Source organism: Allobosea sp., assembly GCF_035999205.1.
Taxonomy (GTDB): Bacteria; Pseudomonadota; Alphaproteobacteria; order Rhizobiales; family Beijerinckiaceae; genus Allobosea.
Genome location: NZ_DASYHA010000026.1, coordinates 658,581 through 679,524, shown reverse-complemented (window position 1 = coordinate 679,524; position 20,944 = coordinate 658,581). Strand labels below are relative to the sequence as shown.

Genomic DNA, 20,944 nt, shown 5'->3' with positions numbered 1-20,944 from the left:
CGGCCCCCTTCCCGAACGCCTGCGAATGCGCATAGGCTGCTGAAAATGGGGAAAGAAGACTGCATGGTCGCGTTCGACGAGATGACCGGCTCGGGAGCCGAACTGAGGCCGGCCTATGACGCGCTCGACCGCTGGCTGAAGGAAGCGCCGCCCGAGATGCTGGCGCTCAGGCGCAGCCAGGCGGAGCTCTTCTTTCGCCGCATCGGCATCACCTTCGCGGTCTATGGCGACGAGGAATCGACCGAGCGCCTGATTCCCTTCGACATCATCCCGCGCGTCTTGACCAAGCCGGAATGGACCAAGCTCGAAGCCGGCCTGCGCCAGCGCGTGACCGCGCTCAACATGTTCCTGGCCGATGTCTACGGTCCCAAGGAATGCCTCAAGGCCGGCGTCATCCCGCCCGATCTGGTCTACCGCAACGCCTGCTACCAGCTCGAGATGGTCGACTTCCAGGTGCCGCACGGCATCTACTGCCACATCGCCGGCATCGACATCGTCAGGGTCGATGCCGACACCTTCTATGTGCTGGAAGACAACGCTCGTACCCCTTCCGGCGTCTCCTACATGATGGAGAACCGCGAGGTGATGCTGCGGCTCTTCCCCGAGCTCTTCGCCACGCACCGGGTCGCGCCGGTCGACAACTATCCCGATCAGCTTCTGGCCACACTGCGCTCGGTGGCGCCGCGCAAGGCGCCGTCCGATCCCAATATCTGCCTGCTGACACCTGGGCAGTTCAATTCGGCCTTCTACGAGCACTCCTTCCTGGCCGACAAGCTCGGCGTCGAGCTCGTCGAGGGATCGGACCTGCTGGTCAAGGACGACGTCGTCTATATGCGCACGACGCAGGGCCCGAAGCGCGTCGACGTGATCTACCGCCGCATCGATGACGACTTCATCGATCCCCTCGTCTTCCGCAGCGACTCGGTGCTGGGCGTGCCCGGGCTGATCGGCGCCTACAAGGCCGGCAACGTCACGCTGGCCAATGCGGTCGGCACCGGCGTCGCCGACGACAAGGCGGTCTACAGCTACATGCCGGAGATCGTGAAGTTCTTCACCGGTGAGGAGCCGATCCTGAAGAACGTCCCGACCTACAGATGCCGCGAGCCCGAGGCCAATGCCTATGTGCTCGACAACCTGGAGAAGCTCGTCGTCAAGGAGGTCAACGGCTCGGGCGGCTACGGCATGCTCGTCGGGCCCCATGCCAACAAGGCGCAGATCGAAACCTTCCGCCGCAAGCTCAAGGCCCAGCCCGAAGGCTTCATTGCCCAGCCGACGCTTGCGCTCTCGACCTGCCCGACCTTCGTCGCCTCGGGCGTGGCGCCGCGCCATGTCGACCTGCGGCCTTATGTGCTCTCCGGCGCCAATGGCATCTCCTGCGTGCCGGGCGGGCTGACGCGCGTCGCCCTTAAGGAAGGCTCCCTCGTGGTCAATTCGAGCCAGGGCGGCGGCACCAAGGACACTTGGGTGCTCGATGCATGACACCGGCCCCGCCTCCCCGCTGCCGCGCTCACCGGATGCAGCCCGCCTCGTCGCGAAAAGGCCAGATCTGACCATGCTCTCGCGCACCGCCGACAGCCTTTACTGGGTCTCCCGCTACGTCGAGCGGGCGGAATATCTGGCCCGGATTCTCGACGCGACCATGCGGCTCTCCAACCTGCCCTCGTCCTATGGCGGCGCCGGCAGCGAATGGCAGAGCGCGGTCGCGACCGCCGGCTGCGACGACGCCTTCGCCAGGGCCTATGGAGAGGCGAACGAGCGCAATGTCTGCGATTTCCTGACCTTCAATCCGGACAATCCGTCCTCGATCCGCAACTGCCTGGCGCTCGCCCGCTCGAATGCGCGTGGCGTCCGCACGGCGCTGACCTCCGAGATGTGGGATGCGCTCAACGGCGCCTGGCTCGAACTGCAGCGCTTCGAGAAGAAGCGCATGGACCGCGAGGAGTTCGCTGGCTTCCTCGACTGGGTGAAGAACGTCTCGCTCGTCTTCGACGGCTCCGCCTATCGCACCATGCTGCGCGACGACAGCTACTGGTTCTCAAGGCTGGGTGTCTATGTCGAGCGTGCCGACAACACCGCCCGCATCCTCGACGTGAAATACCATGTCCTGCTGCCTGCCAACGAGCAAGTCGGCGGCTCGCTCGACTACTTCCAGTGGACGACGGTGCTGCGCGAGGTGTCGGCGCTGACGGCCTATCACTGGGTTTACCGCGAGGCAGTCAAGCCGCTGCTGATCGCCGACCTGCTGATCCTGAATCGCCGCATGCCGCGCTCCCTCGCCGCCTGCTACGAGAACATCTCGCGCTTCCTGGACCTGCTCGGCGACGCCTATGGCCGGCAGGGCCCCGCCCAGCGCCAGGCCCGCAAGACGCTGGCGAACCTCTCGGGCACCAGCATCGACGACATCTTCCAGCACGGGCTGCATCAGTTCATCGAAGACTTCATCACCGAGAACAACCGTCTGGGCAACACTATCTTCGAACAGTATCTGCAATGAACCGTCGTCACGGGCTCGCTTCACGCGGCGGCGGCGACTAGAAGACACAGAGACGCGAACCAGCCCCTCACAACCTGCGCAACCATGCGGATCCGGATCTCCCACTCGATCGCTTACGCCTATGTCGAGCCCGCCCGGCATATCACGCAGATTCTGCGGCTGACCCCGCGCGATCATGACGGCCAGCACGTCATGTCCTGGCGCATCGAGCCGAATACCGACGGCCGCCTGCGCGCGACGCAGGACCCCTTCGGCAACATCGTGCACACCTTCCAGGCCGACGGCCCGATCGCCGAGATGGCGATCCAGGTCGATGGCCTGATCGAGACCAACGATCTCGCCGGCGTCGTGCGCGGAACGATCGAGCGCGTTCCCATCGACGTCTTCCGCCGCGACACACTGCTGACGAGCCCGGACGAGGCGCTGCGCGGCTTCGCCGTCGAGTCCGTGCGCAAGGCCGGCACGCCGCTGTCCCAGATGCATGCGCTAATGGAGGCGCTGCATGCAGAGACGGCCTGCGTCGAGACGGGGGAGCGCACGGGCGCCGGCGCGGCGGCTGCCTTTGCCGCACGCGAGGGCATCCCGCAGGACATCGCCCATATCTTCATGGCCTGCGCCCGCCATCTCGGCCTGCCGGCCCGCTACGTCTCGGGCTATGTCGCTGAGTCCGCCGACCTGCCCCATGCCAACGGCGCCCATGCCTGGGCCGAGGTCCATCTCGACGAGTATGGCTGGATCGGCTTCGACGCCGCCAATGGTCTGTGCCCGATCGACACCCATGTCCGCGTTGCGGCAGGACTCGACTTTGCCGATGCCGCGCCCGTGCGCGGCGCGCGCAAGGGCGGCGACGGCGAGGCGCTCTCCGTACTGATCAGCGCGCGCGAGGCGGGTGGGCGCTTCGCTAACCAGTAGCCTTGCCCGCCACGGCGCCAGTAGCCCCGTCGAATGGCTGGCGGGCGCGCTGGCGATATGCGACGACACGCCGGCAGATGCCGACATCGCTCGATACGAAGACAGGACCAGCCCCGTGACCTATTGCGCCGGAATCCTCGTGCAGGACGGGCTCGTGATGATCGCCGACACCCGCACCAATGCGGGGTTGGACGACATCTCGACCTTCCGCAAGCTGCACGTTTTCTCCTGGCCGGGGGACCGGACCTTCGGACTGATGACGGCGGGCAACCTCTCGGTCACGCAATCCGTCGTCAGCCTGCTGCATGAAGGGCTACCGAATCCGGAGACCGGCGAAATCGACAGCTTGCAGGGCGCGAGCTCGATGTTCCGCGCCGCCCAGCTGGTCGGCCGCGCGATCCGCCATGTCCGCGCCGAGGATGGCCCGGCCCTGAAGGATGCAGGCGTCAAGTTCGATGTCTCGATGCTGTTCGGCGGCCAGATCAAGGGCCAGCCGATGCGGCTCTTCATGATCTACGGCGCCGGCAACTTCATCGAGTGCGGCGTGGACGCGCCCTTTCTCCAGATCGGCGAGCACAAATACGGCAAGCCCATCCTCGACCGCGCGATCACCTACAAGACGCATCTCTACGACGCGTTGAAGATCGGCCTGATCTCGATGGATTCGACCATGCGCTCCAATCTCGGCGTCGGCCTGCCGATCGACCTGATCGTGATGCGCCGCGACGCGGACGAGCCGGAACTCAACCGCCGCATCGAAGCCGGCGAGCCCTATTTCCACGACCTGCGCGAGCGCTGGTCGGCGGCCTTGCGGGCCGCCCACACGGCGATTCCAAGGCCTCCTTACGAGCCGAAAGGCAGCTGACGCACTCCGGAAGTGCGCTCTGGATCGGGCTGAGAAAAGTCCATGATGCTTAAATGCGTCAACGGGATATCAAGATTCCCCTGCGATGTTCCGGCCCAATGGTACCCCCTTGGGACTGCTAATGCCGTCGCCTTTCGCCGCGAAGTTGACCAACGCAGATGCTTCCGCGCGGATGCTGAAGAGCACGGTCACAACCCTCGCTTGCGCCTTTCTGATGGTCATGGCGGCGGCCGGCGCGATCGTCGTCGCGATCATTGGCGACGCGAACCGTCTCGAGGCGCAACGTCAGCGCGAACGTGTCGAAGCTGCGATCGAGAGCCAGGTGCGCCTGCGCGAGTTGCGCTTCCAGAGCCTGGCCGCGGCTGGCGACCTGCAGAATGCCATCTCCGGCCCCTCTCCCCTGGCGACGCTTCAAGCGGCTTTCACCCGGCTCGGCAGCCGCTTTCTCGAGTTCGACGGGGCCTACATCGTTTCGGAATCGGGCCTGGTCTTTGCCGGCATCGAGGGCGACGCTCCGGCCGGACAAGCCGGCTATGAAGGGCTGAAGCATTTCAGCGGGGCCCTTCCGGGAATGTCGGTGCCCGGCAGCCCTCCGATGCGCAAGATTCCCGATCCGCGCGGCGTCCCCGGCACCGCCTCCTGGTCGCTGACGCATGATGGTCACGAAGCCATCAGCATGATGATGATCGACGTCCCTCATCGCCCGGGCTCTCTCGTCAGGCAGTTGCTCGGCCCCATCAAGGTCATCGGCTATCGGCGTGTCACGAGCTCGATGCTCGAGGATCTGTCCGAGCGCTACCGCGTGGCCGATATCCGGATCGTCCGCGAGATGCCGGCCGATCCCCTGTCGCGACGTGCCATCCCGGCCGCCGACGGGACCGTCCACGCCTGGCTGAGCTGGTCGCCCGAGCGGCCCGGCGACGCCATGCTGAAACAGTTCGTCTGGGCTCTGGCCGGCGTCGGGCTGCTGTTCAGCGCGATCTTCGCCTTCATCGTCCATCGCCTGCACGGCGCCGCCCATCAGATCGCGCTCCGGGAAGGCCAGATCCAGCGCCTGGCCGGCCAGGACGAATTGTCACTGCTGCCGAACAGGCGCACCTTCGACATCAGGCTCGACCAGGAGCTGGCACAGCTCGACCGCTCCGGCGGCGGTCTCGCGGTCATGCTGATCGACCTGGATCGCTTCAAGGCGGTCAACGATACCTATGGCCATACCGCCGGCGACGAGCTGATCCGCCAGGTGGCGCAACGATTGTCGAAGGTCGTGCGCAGCGGCGATACGGTGGCGCGCATCGGAGGCGACGAGTTCGGCGTCATCCAGACCCACGGGCACTTTCCCGCGGGATGCGCCGCACTTGGCGAGCGCATCCTCGAGAGCCTGACCGAACCCTTCATCATCATGGGGGTGGCGACGACGATCGGCTGCTCGATCGGCATCGCGCTCGCGCCGCAGGATGCGACCGATCGCGAAACCCTGCTGAAGCTGGCCGATACGGCGCTCTATCAATCGAAGAATGGCGGCCGCAACCGCTACTCCTTCTTCGAGGCGCAGATGAACCGCTCGCTGGCGCTCAAGCGCATGGTCGAGGAGGATCTGCGCCGCGCCATCGAGGACGGCGAACTCGTGCTGCACTACCAGCCACAGGTCTCCGTCGACGGCGCGACGATCGTCGGTGTCGAGGCGCTGGTGCGCTGGAACCATCCCGTCCACGGCATGGTTCCGCCGACCGAGTTCATCGGCATCGCCGAGGAACGCGGCCTGATCGTCCCCTTGAACGAATGGGTGCTGCGGCAGGCCTGCGTGGAGGCCAAGCGCTGGGAAGGCATCCGCCTGGCGGTCAACGTCTCGCCGATCCAGTTCCGGCACAAGGACTTCGTCGCCAACGTCATCCGCATCCTCGACGAGACCGGCTTCGATCCGGCGCAGCTCGAACTCGAGCTCACCGAGGGCGTGGTCGTCGACGATGCCGATGCGGCCGAAGCCGCGATGATGGACCTGCGCGCCCATGGCGTCGGCTTGGCGCTGGACGATTTCGGCACCGGCTATTCGAGCTTGATCTATCTGCGGCGCTTTGCGTTCGACAAGATCAAGATCGACCGTTCGTTCCTGGAATACATGGAGACCACCGGCGAATCCGCCATCCTGGTCCATTCCATCGCGCATCTCGGGCGGGCGCTCGGGCTGCGCGTCTGCGCCGAGGGTGTCGAGACGGCCGAGCAGCATCGCTTCCTGCAGGCGATCGGCTGCCACGAGTTGCAGGGCTTCCTGTTCTCGAAGGGCGTCACGGCCGACGAAATCGACGATTTGCTGGCGCAGGAAAAGCCCTTCGCCAAGGTGCTTGCCGCCGCCTGAGCGGAGATTGCCTGTCCCGCGCCTGTGTTCAGAAAAACAGGCCGTGGATGCCGCTGAAGATCGCGTAGGCGAAGCCCGCGCTGAGTGCGAGCCCCAACGCACCGAAGATCGCGCCGGCAATGATCAGTATCCCATCGCGCTCCACCAGTCCGAGACCGACGAGACAGACCGCGAGGCCGAGAGGGATCTGGCCGATGAACGGCGCCGCGACGACGAGGCCGAGCGCCAGGATCAGGATCACCAGGCCGAGCACCGGAATGGCGTAGGCGCCACCCAGCATCGTCAGCCGCGGCTGCGAGAAGCGCTCGAGCCTGATCAGGAGCGGCACCGCCCGGTCGACCGCCCGCGTCAGCACGGGCTTGCCGATGCTGCGCGCCAGGAGCGCCTGGGGCAGCCAGGGCATGACGCGGCCTGCCAGCATCTGGACGGCGACGAAGGCAAGCACGAGGCCGCAGACCAGCGGGATCGGCGGCGGCATCGGCAGGCAGTTCGGCAGGCCGAGCAGGACGACGAGCAGGCCGTAGACGCGGTCCTTCAGCGCGGCGACGATCGACCCCACCGCGATGCGCTCTCCGGGCAAGGCGGCGAGCGCCATCAGGAGTCCGGAGGTGCGCAAGGGTGATGACAAGGGATCAGGCCGGGCCGTGACAGGAGCAGCGGCCTAACACGCAGCGCCGTCGCGCAACAAGCAGTGCTGGCGCAGGCGCATCACGCGCAAAAGGAGGAGCAGCCTCGCCGAGGCCCCCTGCGCTTCGACGCAGCAGGGACGTTCAGTGCAGCGTCAGCACACCGTTGATGCTGACGATTTCAGCCGGCCGGATCAGCCGCGAATGCGCGATCGTCACCGAATGCAGGGGACCGTCGAGTTCGCGTTTCCAGAAGGCGAGGAAATCGTGCAGCACCGGGAAGCGCGGTGCGAGATCATATTGCTGCCAGATGTAGCTCTGCAGGACACTCTGGTGATCCGGCATCCGATAAAGGATGGTCGCCGTCGTCAGGCCGTATCCGGCCAGTTGCCGCATGAAGTCGGTGTCGGCCATTTGCTCTCTCCCGTCGTAGGCCCACGATGAAAGCTTAGCATTTTCACGACGATGCTGCGCCTGCCTGGTTAACAAAAACTTGCAAGCTTGCGTCGAGCCTGCTGCAATTGCGTCAGCGGTGGTCCGGCTGGACCCGCCGCGCCGGGGGGCGTGAGTGGCGTATGGGGCGTGGATCGCTAGAGCCGCGAGGCGGGCTGCCGTGCCCGCGATCCTGCTCGCCTGCCCGCTCACCTCTCCGGCCATGGCCGAGGACGAGACGACCGAGGAGCGCACGCCGCTCTCGACCGTCATCTTCGGCTCACTCGAAGCCGGGCCGACCAAGACCTTCGCCGCCATCGGCGTGAAGAAGGCGCTGACCGGCGGGCTGGCCAGCAGCGGCTTCCGCGCGTTGCTGAAGGTCGGCGGCTCCCAGGAGCAGACCGGAACCCGTCGCCCCCACGGTACCGCCTACAAGAGCGAGGCGCAGGTACTGATCGGCTATGAATGGCGCATCGGTGACACGTTTCTGTCGCTCTATGCCGGCCCGGACTATGAGAGTGAACTGCGCGACGAGCCGCTCGTCACCGTTGTCACGCATCGCTACGGCGCTCGCCTTCACGGCGATCTCTGGATGACACCAACGCCCGATACCATGCTGCACGCCAGCGCCTATGTCTCGACGATCGATGGCCGAGTCTGGGGCCGCGTCGCGCCCGGCTGGCTCCTGCCCCAGAACCTGGCGCAGAGAGGTCTCTATCTCGGCCCCGAAGTCGAGGCCTATCGCGAAAGCGACTACAGCAAGCTCCGCCTCGGCCTGCACCTGACCGGCCTGCGCTTCCTCGGACTGAGCTGGCGCATCTCCGGCGGCTGGCAAAGCACGAGCGACCGCCCGTCGGAGGCCTATGCGACGCTCGGCCTGCATTGGCAGCGCTGAAGGATCAGCGCTCCAACGCCGCCAGCGCTTCGGGCGTATCGACGTCGAGCGCAATGGCAGGATCGTCGAGCGGCACCTCGACGATGGCATCGCCCGCCGCATCGAGCAGCCGGCGCGCGCCCTGGTCGCCGCCGAGCTTCTCGACCTCGTCGAACAACGTCCGCGCCAGCAGCACGGGGTTGCCGCGCTGGCCGAGCAGCGTCGGCACCACGGCGAGCGCCTCGCTGCGCTCGGCGAAGACCTGTGCCAGACGGTCGATCACGCCGGCCGTGACGTTGGGCATGTCGCCGAGCGACACGACGACACCGGCCGCGGCTGCCGGCAAGGCCGCGAGCCCAGCCTTGACCGAGCTGGCGAGGCCGCTGGCGAATTCCGGATTGTGCACGAGCTCGACATCGAGACCGGCGAGCGCCGCCACGACCGCCTCGTGCTGGTGTCCGGTCACCACGATCACCGGCCGGGCCCGCGAGGCGAGCTGCGCCTCGACCGCGTGACGAACCATCGGCTTCCCGCGCACGCTCTGGAGCAGCTTGTTCGCCTCGCCCATGCGCGTCGAGCGGCCGGCCGCCAGCACGATCCCGGCCACGGGCGCCGCCTCCAGATGCGACGGAGCGCGCGGCTGCGGCCGCGAGACGATCTCCATGAGAAGCCCACCCACCCCCATCGCCTGAATGTCGGCCCGAGAGACCGGAATGCCGGCAAGGCTGCGCTGCAGCACCCAGTCGAAGCCGTTCTCCTTGGGTGACCGCGCACAGCCCGGCGCGCCGATCACGGGCTTTCCCGCCAGCTCGCCGATCAGCAACAAGTTGCCCGGATCGACCGGCATTCCGAGATGCTCGATCTGTCCGCCCGCTTCCAGCAGCGCCTGCGGAATCACGTCGCGGCGGTCCGTGATGGCGGACGCGCCGAAGACGACCACGAGATCGGCCGAAGCCGCCTGCGCGCCGATCGCCTGTGCCAGCGGCGCCTCCTGATGCGGCACGCGAAGATCGGACGTGATCATGGCCCCGGCCGGCTCCAGCCGATCCGCCATCACCCGCAACGTCTTGTCGACGACCGAGGGCTTGAGGCCCGGAAGCAGCGTCGAGATCACCGCCACGCGCAACGGCCTGTAGGGCGCGATCGCGATCGGCTTCAGATCCTCCAGAGTGGCGAGCGCCTGCTCGACCAGCGCCGCCGGGAGGCCATAGGGAATGATCTTGACCGTGCCGACCATCTCGCCGGCGACGACCGGCTTCATCGGCGGCAGCGTCGCCACCGTGATCGCCTCGTCGATGCGGTTGAGACCGTCAATCGCGCCGGCATCGATCGTCAGCACGCCCGCTGTCGCCGCGAACAGGTTGACCCGCCCGGTGAAGGCAGCCTCCGTCACGACGCCGCGCCCAGCCAGAGCCGCCGCGAGCCGAGTCGCGGCCTCATTCTCGCCGATGTCCCCGGCTTCGAGCCTGACCGCGACCAGCTCCGAAAGCCCAGCCTCCGTTAGCCGCATGACATCCTGGGGCGTGATCGCAGCGCCCTTCTTCACGATCACCGCGCCGGCACGCACGCTATGGGCGGCGATGCAGCCGGCCGCTTCCGCGACGGGAACAGGCCCGAATTTCATGCCGGCTTCCGTCGCGGACCGCGCAGCGTCGAGACGATCTCGCCGAGGATCGCAAGCGCGATCTCAGCCGGCGAGACGGCGCCGATATCGAGCCCGATCGGCGCATGGATGCGACCGGTCGCAGCCTCGTCGAAGCCGGCAGCCGCGAGACGCTCGACACGACGGCCATGCGTCTTCCGGCTGCCCAGCGCGCCGATATAGAAGCAGTCCGAGCGCAAGGCCGCCTCCAGCCCCGGGTCGTCGATCTTGGGATCATGCGTCAGCGCCACGAAGGCCGTATACGCATCGAGCCCGAGCGTCGCCAGCGCCTCGTCCGGCCACTGCGTCAGCAGGGTGACCTCCGGAAAGCGCTCCGGGGTGGCAAAGGCGGTGCGCGGATCGATGATGGCGAGATCGAGATCGAGCAACTTCGCCATCGGCGCCATCGCCTGCGAGATATGCACGGCGCCGGTGACGATGACGCGCGGATGCGGCGCCTGGACGGTCAGGAAGAGCTGCCGCCCCTCGGCCTCGACCATCGCGCTCTTGGCCGTGCGCAGTTGCCTGTCGAGCGTCTCCCCGAGCGGATCGGCCGGGATGTCCGCAGCCTTCACCAGCCGCTGCGCACCGCTTGCGACATCGGTCACCAGCACGGTTGCGCGACGCGCCGCGCGCTCGGCATTGAGCGTCACCAGGACTGCGAGATCCATCGCCTCAGCCCTTGTCGGTGGCGAGCTTGAGACCAAGCCCGATCATCAGCGATCCGCCAAGCCAGCGACCGAAGGCGAAGCCGGCCCGCGTCTTCTTCATCAGCCGCATCACGGAGGATGCACCGAACACGGTGACGATATCGGCGGAAGAGAAGGCGAAGTTGACGACCGTGCCGAGGATCAGGAACTGCGCCCAGACCGGGAGAGAGCCGGCGGGATCGACGAACTGCGGCAGCAGCGCGATGAAGAACAGCGCGACCTTCGGATTCAGGATCTCGACGATGAAGGAATCGAGCAGCGCCCGCTTCACCGTCTTGGGCGGGGTGATCGGCTGCTGGGCGGCCGCAATCTGCGAGCGGATCATGCCGATGCCGAGCCAGACCAGATAGAGCGCGCCGGCGATCTTCACCGCCAGATAGAGCTCCGGCACATGCTTGAATACGGCCGACAAGCCGAAGGCCGCAGCCATGACATGGACATAGCAGCCGAGATGGATGCCGAGCGCCGCCATGAAGCCGGCGCGCCGGCCATGGGAGATCGTTTGCGCCGCCGTGTAGAGCAGCGCCGGGCCGGGGAAATAGGCGACGAGGATGGTCACTGTCGCGAAGGCGAAAAGCGTTTCCCAGGAGGCCATCAGTTCACTTTCTCTACGAAGACCCTGACCCGGCCGCCGCAGGACAGTCCGACCTTCCAGGCGGTCTCGTCGGCGACGCCGAATTCGAGCGTCCGGGCCCGCCCGTCGGCGATCACGTCGATCGCCTCCTCGACCACTGCTCCCTCGACGCAGCCGCCGGAAACCGAGCCCTGGAAGTTGCCCTCCCCGTCGATCACGAGATGCGAGCCGACCGGGCGGGGCGCCGAGCCCCAGGTCTCGACCACCGTGGCGAGCGCCACCGAACGACCGGCCCTGGCCCAGGTTTCCGCAGTCGCGAGGATGTCCGTGTCCGTGCTGATCATGTGCCCATCGATCCTGCCTCAGGCGGCCACGCTCTCAGAATATGCGCAGATCGCCGCTTTGACGCATCTACTTAAGCATGACCGCCACAGCTTTCGAGCATGCATGGCGCGAATCCACGGCTCGCGCCTCGACCATCGATGACGATCTCGCTATCGCTCAGGTCGGCGAGGCGGGACATGGCGAGAGAACACCTAAAAGAAGATCCGGCAAGGCAGGACGGCATCGTCCTTCTGCACGGAATCGCACGGCGCTCGGGCTCTCTCGAAGCTCTGGAAAATGCCCTGCAGGCAGACGGCTATCGCACGCTCAACCTCGATTATCCCGCCCGCAGCCACAATATCGAGGACATCGTCGCATTCATGCGGGAGCCGGTCGTGCGCTTCGGCGCGGAACTCGACGGCGAGCTGCATTTCGTCACCCATTCGATGGGCGGCCTGGTCGCCCGCGCCTATGTCAACCGCCACCGCCCGGAACGGCTCGGCCGTGTCGTAATGCTGGCACCGCCGAACGAAGGCAGCGAGATTGCCGACCTTCTCGGGAACAACGCGCTCTTCCGTGCCTTCTTCGGGCCGGCGGGCTCGGAACTGGGGACGGAGCGACCCGAAGCCCTCTGCGAGGTCCTGGGCGGTGTCGACTATCCGCTCGGCGTCATTGCCGGCGATCGCTCATTCTATCCGATCGGGTCGCTGATGCTGGCCGGCGCCAATGACGGCCGGGTCTCGGTCGAGCGCACCAAGGTTGCCGGCATGGCCGATCACATCACCATCCACGCCACCCACCCGCTGATCATGCGCAACCGCGAGGCGATCGCGCAGACGCGGCATTTCCTGAAGCATGGGCGCTTCGAGCGGTCCGAGATCCCAGCCTAACCGGCCTTCTTCAGCCACTGGCGCGGATCGCTCGCCCGGCTCGCCTCCGGCGAGAGCGCGGCGCAAAGATCGGCCATCGCCGCGAGGTTGTGGATCGGCCTGAACGAATCGACATGGGGCAGCATCGCCCGGATGCCGCTGGCGCGCGCCTGGAACTGATCGAAGCGCAGCAACGGGTTCAGCCAGATCAGTTGCCGGCAGGAGCGGTGCAGCCGGTCCATCTCGAAGGCCAGCTCGCCATCGAGATGGCGCTCTAGGCCATCGGTGAAAAGCAGCACGATCGCACCGCCCCCGAGCACGCGCCGCGACCAGACCCGGTTGAACGTGTGGAGCGCCGTCGAGATGCGCGTGCCGCCTTCCCAGTCGGGCGCTGCCTTGCCGGCCAGCGCCAGCGCCTCATCCGGGTCGCGAGCGCGCAACGACCGCGTGATGTTCGTCAGCCGGGTACCAAAGACGAAGGAATGCACGCGCCGACGCTTTTCGGTGACGGCATGCAGGAAGTGCAGGAAGATGCGCGAATACTCCGCCATCGAACCGGAGATGTCGACCAGCGCCACGATCGGCGGATGCACCTCGGCCCGTTCGCGGAAGGCGAGGTCGATCGCGCCTCCCCCGCCCCGCAGCGAGCGCCGGAAGGTCCGGCGCGGATCGATCCGCGCGCCCTGATGAGCCGCCTGGAAGCGCCGTGTCGCGACGAAATCGTCGGGAAGGCTGAGCTCCGAGACCAGCTGCTTGGCCCGCGCGATCTCGGCCGCACTCATCTGGGCGAAGTCGCGCGATTTCAGCGTTTCGCGATCGGACACGGTCAGTTGCGCCGTCAGCTCGGTCAGCTCGACCGGCGCATCCTCCTCGCGCCTCGGCGGTGCGAAGGCTTCGGCCACCCGAAGCGCCCCGGCCTCCTCCTTCTGAGGCGCGCTGTCGGCGCCCGGCGAGACCGGCGACATTTGCGCCATGATCTTCTCGATCAGGTTGCGCCGACGCCAGAACAGCCGGAAGGCCTGGTCGTAGACGGCGCTGTCCTCGTGGCGCTTCACGAAGATCGCATGCAACGCCCAGTAGACGTCCTCGCGCTCGCCGAGCGCTCCGTCGGCCAGCGCCTCGACAGCCTCGACCACCGCGCCGGGACCGACGCGAAGGCCCGCGATCCGCAAGGCGCGGGCGAAATACGCGATGTTCTCGGGCAGTTTGCCGGTCACGGCCCCATCTCGGTCATGTAGACCTTCTGCACGATCTGCCATTTGCTCTCGACCTTCACGAAGGAGAGCAGATCGGTGAAGTAGCGCGGCGGCATCTGGCACTTCACCTTCACCAATGCCAGCGTCGGCCCGACGATGTCGATCGTCAGGATGTGGTCGCCGCGCACCATGCCCGCGGCCTTGGGCGACGGGCGCGCGGCCACTGCGGCCAGCCATTCATCGCGTGGCACGATCCGGATCAGCCCCTCGTCATCGGCGGTGGTCAGCGCGCTGGTCGGGTGAAAGGCGTGCTCGAGCTTGGCGACATCGCCTTCATAGAGCCCATTGAGATAGGTCCAGGTCACCGCCTCGACCGCCTTGAGATCGTTGTACATGATCGCTCCTCCGCCCATCCCGCCAGAGCTGTTAGCCGCCATCGCGCGCGCCGTCGTTGATCTGGCGCAGGGCCAGAGGCCGGCCGGTTAGGCCTTCGCTTCTGACTTCGCTTGGTCCAGCAGCTCCTTCACCTTCGAGCCCTGCATCGCCTGGATGTCGTCCTGGTACTTCAGCAGGGCGCCGAGGGTGTCCGAGACCAGCGCGGGGTCGAGCGCGACCGCATCAAGCTCCACGAGCGCGGTCGCCCAGTCCAACGTTTCGGCGACGCCCGGCGCCTTGAACAGCTCCTCCTTGCGGATCGCCTGCACGAAGGACACCACCTGCCTGGCGAGCTTCGCCGGGGCGTGCGGCGCACGCGCCTTCAGGATCGCGAGCTCGCGGCCTGCGTCGGGATAGCCGACCCAGTGATAGAGGCACCGCCGCTTCAGCGCGTCATGGATTTCGCGGGTGCGGTTCGAGGTCAGGATCACGATCGGCGGCTCGGCCGCCTTCACCGTGCCGAGCTCCGGAATCGTCACCTGGGAATCCGCGAGAACTTCGAGCAGGAAGGCCTCGAAAGCCTCGTCGGTGCGGTCGAGTTCGTCGATCAGCAGGATCGGCGCGCCGCCCTCCTGTGGTTCCAGCGCCTGCAGCAGCGGACGCTTGATCAGGTATTTCTGCGAGAAGATGTCGCCTTCCAGCCGTTCGCGATCACCGGTCGCGCCGCCGGCTTCCGCCAGGCGGATCGCCATCATCTGCCCGGCATAGTTCCACTCATAGACGGCGGAGGCGAGATCGAGCCCTTCATAGCATTGCAGCCGGATCAGCTTTCGCCCGAGCGCAGCCGAGAGCACCTTCGCGATCTCTGTCTTGCCGGTGCCGGCCTCGCCTTCGAGCAGCAGCGGCCGCTTCATCTTCAGGGCCAGGAAGAGCACCGTCGCCAGCGCGCGATCAGCGACATAGCCTTGGCTCTGCAGCAGGGTGAGCGTCGCGTCGATGGAGGTCGGGAGCAATTGGGGCATGACAACTCGCGTCATGCTCGGGCTTGCCCCGAGCATCTCTTGAACGACGGGCAGAAGGCGCCAAACGAGATGGCCGGGTCAAGCCCGGCCATGAGCTACCACCCTTGCGTGCTGGCGCTACTTGCCCGTCGCCTGGGCCACGGCCTGCTTCGCCATCACCCCGATCAGATGCGCGCGGTACTCCGCATCGGCATGCATGTCGGCATTGATGCCCTTGGACGAGGCCTTGAGACCCTCGAGCGACTTCGGCGCGAAGCGCGCCTTGAGGGCCGTCTCCGCTTCCGGCCAGCGGAAGACACCGCCCTCGCCCGCCCCGGTCACCGCGACGCGGATGTCGCTGCCACGCTTGGCGACGAAGACGCCGACCAGCGCATAACGCGAGGCCGGATTGCGGAACTTGGCATAGCCCGCCTTGGAGACGACCGGAAACACCACCTTGGTGATGATTTCGCCCTCTTCCAGCGCCGTCTCATAGAGCCCGGTGAAGAAGTCGTCGGCCTCGATCTTGCGCTTGTTGGTCACGATCGTTGCGCCCAGCGCGAGGCAGGCCGCCGGGTAATCCGCCGCCGGATCGTTGTTGGCGACGGAGCCGCCGATCGTGCCGCGATGGCGCACATGCGGATCACCTATATGCGAGGCGAGATAGGCCAGCCCGGGGATAGCCTCCTGGACGATCGCGGATTCCGCGACCTCGGCATGGGTCGACATCGCGCCGATTACGACCGTGCGGCCCTTGCGAGCGATACCCTTGAGATCGCCGCAGGCGCCGAGATCGATCAATGCGCTCGGAGCCGCGAGACGCTGCTTCATCGTCGGCAGCAGGGTGTGGCCGCCGGCGAGGATCTTGGCATCCTCCTTCTTGGCGAGGAGGCCCGCAGCCTGACGCGCAGAGCCCGGGCGGTGATAGGTGAAGGCGTACATGGGTATGATCCCTTGCTGAAATCTGCGGGGTTCATCCCGGCCCTGCGCGCTTCGCTCCGGCCGGGATGACGAGCAAAAACTATTCCGCTGCCATTCTCTTCACGCTCTTCTGCGCCGCGCGCCAGACGGCCTGCGGCGTCGCCGGCATGGCGATGTCCTCATGGCCGAGCGCATCGGTGATGGCATTGATGACGGCAGGCGGCGCGGCGATGGCACCGGCCTCGCCGCAGCCTTTGATGCCGAGCGGATTGGACGGGCAGGCCGTCACCGTCATGCCGACCTGGAAGGACGGCAGATCGTCGGCCCGCGGCATGCAGTAGTCCATGAAGCTCGCTGTCACGAGCTGCCCGTCGCTGTTGTATTTCGCGCCTTCGAGCAGGGCCTGGCCGACGCCCTGTGCGATGCCGCCATGGACCTGGCCCTCGACGATCATCGGATTGATGACATTGCCGAAATCGTCGACCGCCGCCCAGCGGTCGATCTTCGTGACGCCGGTCTGCGGATCGATCTCGACCTCGCAGATGTGCACACCAGCCGGGAAGGTGAAGTTGGTCGGGTCGTAGAACGCCCCTTCCTTCAGCCCCGGCTCGAGATCCTGCCCGTTGAACTTGTGCGCGATATAGGCCTGCAGCGCACACGACCCGAAATCGAGCTTGCGGTCGGTGCCCTTCACCGAGAAATGCCCGTCCGCGAAGTCGATATCGGCCTCGTCGGCCTCCAGCACATAGGCGGCGACCTTCTTGCCCTTGGCGATGACCTTGTCGACGGCCTTGACGATCGCAGACATGCCCACCGCGCCCGAGCGCGAGCCATAGGTGCCCATGCCCATCTGCACCTTGTCGGTGTCGCCATGGATGATCGAGACATTGTCGATGGGGATGCCAAGACGGTCCGAGACCAGCTGCGCGAAGGTCGTCTCATGGCCCTGGCCGTGGCTGTGCGAGCCGGTCAGCACCTCGACCGTGCCGATCGGGTTCACCCGGACCTCGGCCGATTCCCACAGGCCGACGCCAGCACCAAGCGAGCCGACCGCGGCCGAGGGCGCGATGCCGCAGGCCTCGATATAGGCGGAGAAGCCGATGCCGCGCAGCTTGCCCTCGCGGGCCGAGTCGCGCTTGCGCTTGCCGATGCCCTTGTAGTCGATGATCTCAAGCGCCTTCTTCATCGAGGCGCCGTAATTGCCGGCGTCATACATCATGATGACCGGCGTCTGGTGCGGGAACTTCTTGACGTAGTTCTGCATACGGAACTTCGCCGGATCCTTGCCGAGTTCGCGCGCCGCGACCTCGACCAGGCGCTCGACCACGAAAGTCGCCTCCGGCCGCCCCGCCCCGCGATAGGCATCGACCGGCGCGGTGTTGGTGTAGACCGCGTCGACCTCGCAATAGATCGCCGGGATGTCGTACTGGCCGGAGAGCAGCGGAGCGTAGAGATAGGTCGGCACCGAGGACGAGAACGTCGAGAGATAGGCACCGAGATTGGCTGTTGTCTTGACGCGCAAGCCGGTGATCTTGCCCTCGGCGTCGGTCGCGAGTTCGGCATGGGTGACGTGGTCGCGGCCATGCGCGTCAGAGAGGAAGGCCTCGGTACGGTCGGAATTCCACTTCACCGGCCGGCCGACCTTCTTCGCAGCCCAGACGCAGACCGTCTCCTCGGCATAAATGAAGATCTTGGAGCCGAAGCCACCGCCGACATCGGGCGCGATCACCCGCAGCTTGTTCTCGGGAGCGATACCGATGAAGGCCGAGAGCACGAGCCGGGCGACATGCGGGTTCTGGCTGGTGGTGAAGAGCGTGAAGACGCCGTCGCCGGCGTCGTAGTCGCCCACCGCGGCGCGCGGCTCCATCGGGTTCGGCACGAGCCGATTGTTGACGATGTCGAGCTTGGTGACGTGCTTCGCCTTCTTGAAGGCGGCCTCGGTCTCGTCCTTGTTGCCAAGATGCCAGTTGAAGACGGTGTTGTCGGGGGCTTCCGCATGCACCACCGTCTTGGCCCCGGCCGCCTTGGCGGTGTCGACCACCGCCGGCAGCACCGCATAATCGACCACGACCACCTCGGCCGCGTCGCGCGCCTGCGCCAGAGTCTCGGCGACGATGACCGCCACATGATCGCCGACATAGCGCACCTTGCCCTGCGCCAGCGCCGGGTGCGGACCGGCGCGCATCGGCGAGCCGTCCTTGTTGTGGATCATCCAGCCACAGATCAGCCCGCCGACCTTGTCGGCCGCGAGATCGTCACCCGTATAGATGCCGAGCACGCCCGGCATCTTCGCAGCCGCCTTGGTGTCGATCGACTTGATCGTGGCGTGGGCATGCGGCGAACGCAGGAAATAGGCATGGGCCTGGCCCGGCCGGTTGATGTCGTCGGTGTAGCGTCCCTGGCCGGTGATGAAGCGATGGTCTTCCTTGCGCCGCACCGAGGCGCCGATTCCGGTTGCCGACATGGTGTTTCCCTCCCTCAGCGCGCCTCTGGCGGGCACGTCATGACCTCACGACCAGGCCTGCGCCGATGGCGCGGCCCGCGGCATCTCACTCGCAGGCCTTCACTCGGCAGCCTGGCGCGGCGGCTCCTTCGTGCCCATGCCCTGCCCGGCCATGGCCTCGGCTCCGGCGGCAACGGCCTTGACGATGTTGTGGTAGCCCGTGCAGCGGCAGATGTTGCCGTCGAGATCCTCACGGATCGTCTTCTCGTCGAGGTTGTGGCCGCGCCGGTTCACGATGTCGACGGCGGACATGATCATCCCCGGCGTGCAGAAGCCGCACTGCAGGCCATGATGCTCGCGGAAGGCTTCCTGCATCGGATGCAGCGCCCCGTTTGCGGCCAGCCCCTCGATCGTCGTCACGGAGGCGCCTTCGAGCGAGACCGCCAGCGTCGTGCAGGACTTCGCGGCCTTGCCGTCGATATGGACGACGCAGGCACCACACTGGCTGGTGTCGCAGCCGACATGGGTGCCGGTCAGGCGCAGGTTTTCGCGCAGGAACTGCACCAGCAGCGTACGCGGATCGACCGTCGCAGTGACGGCTTTGCCGTTCACCGTCATGGAGAGGGTGGCCATCGTCTTCCTCCTGTGACCCGGGTCTGACGCCCGGCTCGTGACATAACCGAACGCTGCGCTGGAGCGGAGGCTCGCGGCATGGCGCCAGCTTCTCCTTGGAACAGCTTTAAACCAACTGTGGACCCGCGTTTTTCCGCGGTCAAGCGGGAGGCGAAGAGGGAAGACCGGCTGTTTGGCAGCGTTTCGCGGGTGTTTCATCACGCCCCGGCGACGCCGGACAGGATCGGAGAAACCGCGTCGCTCGTCACATTGGCGGAATCTTAACGGAGGCTGGTCACAGTGCCTCGGTTCGGCGAAGTGCTTTTGCCGGCGGCACGGGGGCCGATCTTGACGTCGATTTCCGAACAGGTCGAGCGACGCTTGGGCTCGACAGGCTACGGCGCGGAAAAACGCGCAGCTCTGCGCGGCTATCGCAAGCATGTCGATCTCGTCATCGAGGACATCGTCGCCAAGGCGTTCTCTTATGGCCGCCAGATCCATCCCGGACTGAAGGACAATATTACGCCCCTATCCGAAGACATCTACGCGATCACGGAGCAGCACTTCCGGCTGATCTTCGATGGCGATTTCGACGAGAAGTATTTCGAGTCGATGGAACGCGTATGCACGCTCGAGCGCGCCATCAAAGTCGGCACCCGATCGCGCGTCTCGATTGCGGGAGCCGTCTTCAGGTCGATCGCCGCGAAACCGCGCCTGACGTCCCTGCTCTCTCCCCGTCGGTTCGCGCGAGATATGGAGATTATCGAGAACGTCCTCGTCATGGACATCAACACGGCGATCACGCTCGACCAGGCGCTCGAAGCGGCCGAGGCCCGCCATCGCGGCGAGGCGCTCGACACCGCCGCGCATATGCTGAAGTCGCGGATCGGCACGCTCGATGCCTCGATCAGCGGCGCCGTCGAGCAATTCGTCAGCTCCGCCGACGAGACCGCAGGCGCCACCGCCTTCATCCGAGCGCAGGTTCTCGACGTCACCCGGGCAGCGGAAATGATGCGCGACCGCGCCCGCCAGACGGCGGCCGCGACCGAGGAAATGTCGGCCAATATCGGCGAAATCGGCCACCGTGCCCGCCAAAGTGTCGCCATCGCCTCACGCGCCGTCGGCGATGCCGAGGCGATGAACAACGCGATCGCACAGTTGCGTGAATCGACCACGAGCATCGGCTCAGTGCTCGGCCTGATCGCGGACATCGCCGCTCAGACCAACCTGCTCGCCCTCAACGCTACGATCGAGGCAGCGCGCGCCGGAGAGGCCGGGCGCGGCTTCGCCGTCGTCGCCTCGGAGGTGAAGTCGCTGGCGACGCAAACGGCAAGTGCGACGCAGGAGATCTCGCGCCAGATCAACGAACTCTCGGCGAGCGCCGCGGCCTGCGGCGAGCATGCCGCCTCGATCAGCACGACGATCGGCGAAATCCGGGGCGATGCGGAAGCGATTTCCGACGCGGTCGCCCATCAAAGCCTGGTCACGTCTGGCATAGCCCACGACGCCTCGGACGTGGCCGGCTGCTCGGATGACACGATCGCCAGCGCCCAGGCGGTTGGCCACAGCCTTGAGACAACGACAAGGGCGATCGAACGCGCGACCCAGGTCGCTTCCCAGATCGCGCTTCAGGTCGGCGCCGCCGAGGCCACCGTCAGCGCAGCCCTCGAGAGCCTGCGCCGCGCAAGCTGAGGCCGGTCAGCCCTCGCTGGCCGGCATCA

At 66.4% G+C, this 20,944-nt stretch carries 20 protein-coding genes; 8 read left to right on the top strand and 12 right to left on the bottom strand.

The annotated features are described in order from the left end of the window. Window positions 1-63 precede the first annotated feature (63 nt). The 5 genes from VGN82_RS25190 to VGN82_RS25170 all read left to right on the top strand — a co-directional run bounded on the left by VGN82_RS25190 (window position 64) and on the right by VGN82_RS25170 (window position 6,624). Complete coding sequence (locus tag VGN82_RS25190; RefSeq protein WP_327529811.1) at window positions 64-1,479, top strand: circularly permuted type 2 ATP-grasp protein; 1,416 nt, start codon at window positions 64-66, stop codon at window positions 1,477-1,479. A gap of 73 nt (window positions 1,480-1,552) precedes the next feature. Then, a complete protein-coding gene (locus VGN82_RS25185) occupies window positions 1,553-2,494 on the top strand; it encodes an alpha-E domain-containing protein (RefSeq protein ID WP_327529810.1) in 942 nt (313 codons plus the stop codon). Window positions 2,495-2,578: 84 nt separating this feature from the next. Continuing rightward, window positions 2,579-3,406, top strand: coding sequence for a transglutaminase family protein (locus tag VGN82_RS25180; RefSeq protein ID WP_327529809.1), 828 nt, complete (start codon window positions 2,579-2,581; stop codon window positions 3,404-3,406). A 115-nt stretch (window positions 3,407-3,521) separates the two neighbouring features. After that, window positions 3,522-4,271 (top strand): proteasome-type protease, encoded by a 750-nt coding sequence (locus VGN82_RS25175; protein ID WP_327529808.1) that lies wholly within the window; start codon window positions 3,522-3,524, stop codon window positions 4,269-4,271. A gap of 172 nt (window positions 4,272-4,443) precedes the next feature. Then, entirely contained in the window at window positions 4,444-6,624 is a 2,181-nt protein-coding gene (locus VGN82_RS25170; protein ID WP_327529807.1) for a putative bifunctional diguanylate cyclase/phosphodiesterase, read from the top strand. Between the two features lie 28 nt (window positions 6,625-6,652). On the opposite strand, the gene VGN82_RS25165 is transcribed toward VGN82_RS25170, so the two are convergent. Beyond that, window positions 6,653-7,219: an exopolysaccharide biosynthesis protein gene (locus tag VGN82_RS25165; RefSeq protein WP_327529806.1), complete on the bottom strand. Its 567-nt coding sequence runs from the start codon at window positions 7,217-7,219 to the stop codon at window positions 6,653-6,655. A gap of 175 nt (window positions 7,220-7,394) precedes the next feature. Continuing rightward, window positions 7,395-7,664, bottom strand: a complete 270-nt coding sequence (locus VGN82_RS25160; protein WP_327529805.1) for an usg protein — start codon at window positions 7,662-7,664, stop codon at window positions 7,395-7,397. A 199-nt stretch (window positions 7,665-7,863) separates the two neighbouring features. Between VGN82_RS25160 and bcsS the strand changes: the two genes are divergently transcribed. Continuing rightward, window positions 7,864-8,577 (top strand): cellulose biosynthesis protein BcsS, encoded by a 714-nt coding sequence (bcsS, locus tag VGN82_RS25155; RefSeq protein ID WP_327529804.1) that lies wholly within the window; start codon window positions 7,864-7,866, stop codon window positions 8,575-8,577. A 4-nt stretch (window positions 8,578-8,581) separates the two neighbouring features. Here the strand turns inward: bcsS and VGN82_RS25150 are convergent, their stop codons facing one another. From VGN82_RS25150 to VGN82_RS25135, 4 genes are read right to left on the bottom strand one after another with little or no spacing between them, the layout of a single operon-like run. Next, window positions 8,582-10,180, bottom strand: a complete 1,599-nt coding sequence (locus tag VGN82_RS25150; protein ID WP_327529803.1) for a molybdopterin-binding/glycosyltransferase family 2 protein — start codon at window positions 10,178-10,180, stop codon at window positions 8,582-8,584. Beyond that, a complete protein-coding gene (locus tag VGN82_RS25145) occupies window positions 10,177-10,869 on the bottom strand; it encodes an XdhC family protein (protein WP_327529802.1) in 693 nt (230 codons plus the stop codon). The genes VGN82_RS25150 and VGN82_RS25145 overlap by 4 nt, the downstream gene beginning before the upstream one ends. A gap of 4 nt (window positions 10,870-10,873) precedes the next feature. After that, entirely contained in the window at window positions 10,874-11,503 is a 630-nt protein-coding gene (locus tag VGN82_RS25140) for a LysE family translocator (protein WP_327529801.1), read from the bottom strand. Continuing rightward, window positions 11,503-11,826: an XdhC family protein gene (locus VGN82_RS25135; protein ID WP_327529800.1), complete on the bottom strand. Its 324-nt coding sequence runs from the start codon at window positions 11,824-11,826 to the stop codon at window positions 11,503-11,505. Before VGN82_RS25135 ends, VGN82_RS25140 begins: the two co-directional genes overlap by 1 nt. Before the next feature lie 177 nt (window positions 11,827-12,003). Here VGN82_RS25135 and VGN82_RS25130 point away from each other — a divergent pair, with 177 nt between their 5' ends. After that, complete coding sequence (locus VGN82_RS25130) at window positions 12,004-12,696, top strand: esterase/lipase family protein (protein WP_327529799.1); 693 nt, start codon at window positions 12,004-12,006, stop codon at window positions 12,694-12,696. Here the strand turns inward: VGN82_RS25130 and VGN82_RS25125 are convergent. The 6 genes from VGN82_RS25125 to VGN82_RS25100 all read right to left on the bottom strand — a co-directional run bounded on the left by VGN82_RS25125 (window position 12,693) and on the right by VGN82_RS25100 (window position 19,244). Next, window positions 12,693-13,892, bottom strand: a complete 1,200-nt coding sequence (locus VGN82_RS25125) for a vWA domain-containing protein (protein ID WP_327529798.1) — start codon at window positions 13,890-13,892, stop codon at window positions 12,693-12,695. The genes VGN82_RS25130 and VGN82_RS25125 overlap by 4 nt on opposite strands. After that, the gene (locus tag VGN82_RS25120; protein ID WP_327529797.1) at window positions 13,889-14,266 is read right to left on the bottom strand and encodes a nuclear transport factor 2 family protein; all 378 of its coding nucleotides are present in this window, start codon (window positions 14,264-14,266) and stop codon (window positions 13,889-13,891) included. The genes VGN82_RS25125 and VGN82_RS25120 overlap by 4 nt, the downstream gene beginning before the upstream one ends. A gap of 87 nt (window positions 14,267-14,353) precedes the next feature. Continuing rightward, the gene (locus VGN82_RS25115) at window positions 14,354-15,268 is read right to left on the bottom strand and encodes an AAA family ATPase (protein WP_327529796.1); all 915 of its coding nucleotides are present in this window, start codon (window positions 15,266-15,268) and stop codon (window positions 14,354-14,356) included. Between the two features lie 117 nt (window positions 15,269-15,385). After that, the gene (locus VGN82_RS25110) at window positions 15,386-16,189 is read right to left on the bottom strand and encodes an FAD binding domain-containing protein (RefSeq protein WP_327529795.1); all 804 of its coding nucleotides are present in this window, start codon (window positions 16,187-16,189) and stop codon (window positions 15,386-15,388) included. Window positions 16,190-16,268: 79 nt separating this feature from the next. After that, window positions 16,269-18,632: a xanthine dehydrogenase family protein molybdopterin-binding subunit gene (locus tag VGN82_RS25105; protein WP_327529794.1), complete on the bottom strand. Its 2,364-nt coding sequence runs from the start codon at window positions 18,630-18,632 to the stop codon at window positions 16,269-16,271. Window positions 18,633-18,731: 99 nt separating this feature from the next. Next, window positions 18,732-19,244 (bottom strand): (2Fe-2S)-binding protein, encoded by a 513-nt coding sequence (locus VGN82_RS25100; RefSeq protein WP_327529793.1) that lies wholly within the window; start codon window positions 19,242-19,244, stop codon window positions 18,732-18,734. Window positions 19,245-19,571: 327 nt separating this feature from the next. Here VGN82_RS25100 and VGN82_RS25095 point away from each other — a divergent pair, with 327 nt between their 5' ends. Then, window positions 19,572-20,915, top strand: a complete 1,344-nt coding sequence (locus tag VGN82_RS25095; RefSeq protein ID WP_327529792.1) for a methyl-accepting chemotaxis protein — start codon at window positions 19,572-19,574, stop codon at window positions 20,913-20,915. Window positions 20,916-20,944 lie beyond the last annotated feature (29 nt).

What these genes read in the sequence shown, in the direction of transcription:
- VGN82_RS25190 (WP_327529811.1), top strand. Translation starts at nt 64, where the DNA reads ATGGTCGCGTTCGACGAGATGACCGGCTCGGGAGCCGAACTGAGGCCG.
- VGN82_RS25185 (WP_327529810.1), top strand. Translation starts at nt 1,553, where the DNA reads ATGCTCTCGCGCACCGCCGACAGCCTTTACTGGGTCTCCCGCTACGTC.
- VGN82_RS25180 (WP_327529809.1), top strand. Translation starts at nt 2,579, where the DNA reads ATGCGGATCCGGATCTCCCACTCGATCGCTTACGCCTATGTCGAGCCC.
- VGN82_RS25170 (WP_327529807.1), top strand. Translation starts at nt 4,444, where the DNA reads ATGCTGAAGAGCACGGTCACAACCCTCGCTTGCGCCTTTCTGATGGTC.
- VGN82_RS25165 (WP_327529806.1), bottom strand. Translation starts at nt 7,219, where the DNA reads ATGGCGCTCGCCGCCTTGCCCGGAGAGCGCATCGCGGTGGGGTCGATC.
- VGN82_RS25160 (WP_327529805.1), bottom strand. Translation starts at nt 7,664, where the DNA reads ATGGCCGACACCGACTTCATGCGGCAACTGGCCGGATACGGCCTGACG.
- VGN82_RS25150 (WP_327529803.1), bottom strand. Translation starts at nt 10,180, where the DNA reads ATGAAATTCGGGCCTGTTCCCGTCGCGGAAGCGGCCGGCTGCATCGCC.
- VGN82_RS25145 (WP_327529802.1), bottom strand. Translation starts at nt 10,869, where the DNA reads ATGGATCTCGCAGTCCTGGTGACGCTCAATGCCGAGCGCGCGGCGCGT.
- VGN82_RS25140 (WP_327529801.1), bottom strand. Translation starts at nt 11,503, where the DNA reads ATGGCCTCCTGGGAAACGCTTTTCGCCTTCGCGACAGTGACCATCCTC.
- VGN82_RS25135 (WP_327529800.1), bottom strand. Translation starts at nt 11,826, where the DNA reads ATGATCAGCACGGACACGGACATCCTCGCGACTGCGGAAACCTGGGCC.
- VGN82_RS25130 (WP_327529799.1), top strand. Translation starts at nt 12,004, where the DNA reads ATGGCGAGAGAACACCTAAAAGAAGATCCGGCAAGGCAGGACGGCATC.
- VGN82_RS25120 (WP_327529797.1), bottom strand. Translation starts at nt 14,266, where the DNA reads ATGTACAACGATCTCAAGGCGGTCGAGGCGGTGACCTGGACCTATCTC.
- VGN82_RS25115 (WP_327529796.1), bottom strand. Translation starts at nt 15,268, where the DNA reads ATGCCCCAATTGCTCCCGACCTCCATCGACGCGACGCTCACCCTGCTG.
- VGN82_RS25110 (WP_327529795.1), bottom strand. Translation starts at nt 16,189, where the DNA reads ATGTACGCCTTCACCTATCACCGCCCGGGCTCTGCGCGTCAGGCTGCG.
- VGN82_RS25105 (WP_327529794.1), bottom strand. Translation starts at nt 18,632, where the DNA reads ATGTCGGCAACCGGAATCGGCGCCTCGGTGCGGCGCAAGGAAGACCAT.
- VGN82_RS25100 (WP_327529793.1), bottom strand. Translation starts at nt 19,244, where the DNA reads ATGGCCACCCTCTCCATGACGGTGAACGGCAAAGCCGTCACTGCGACG.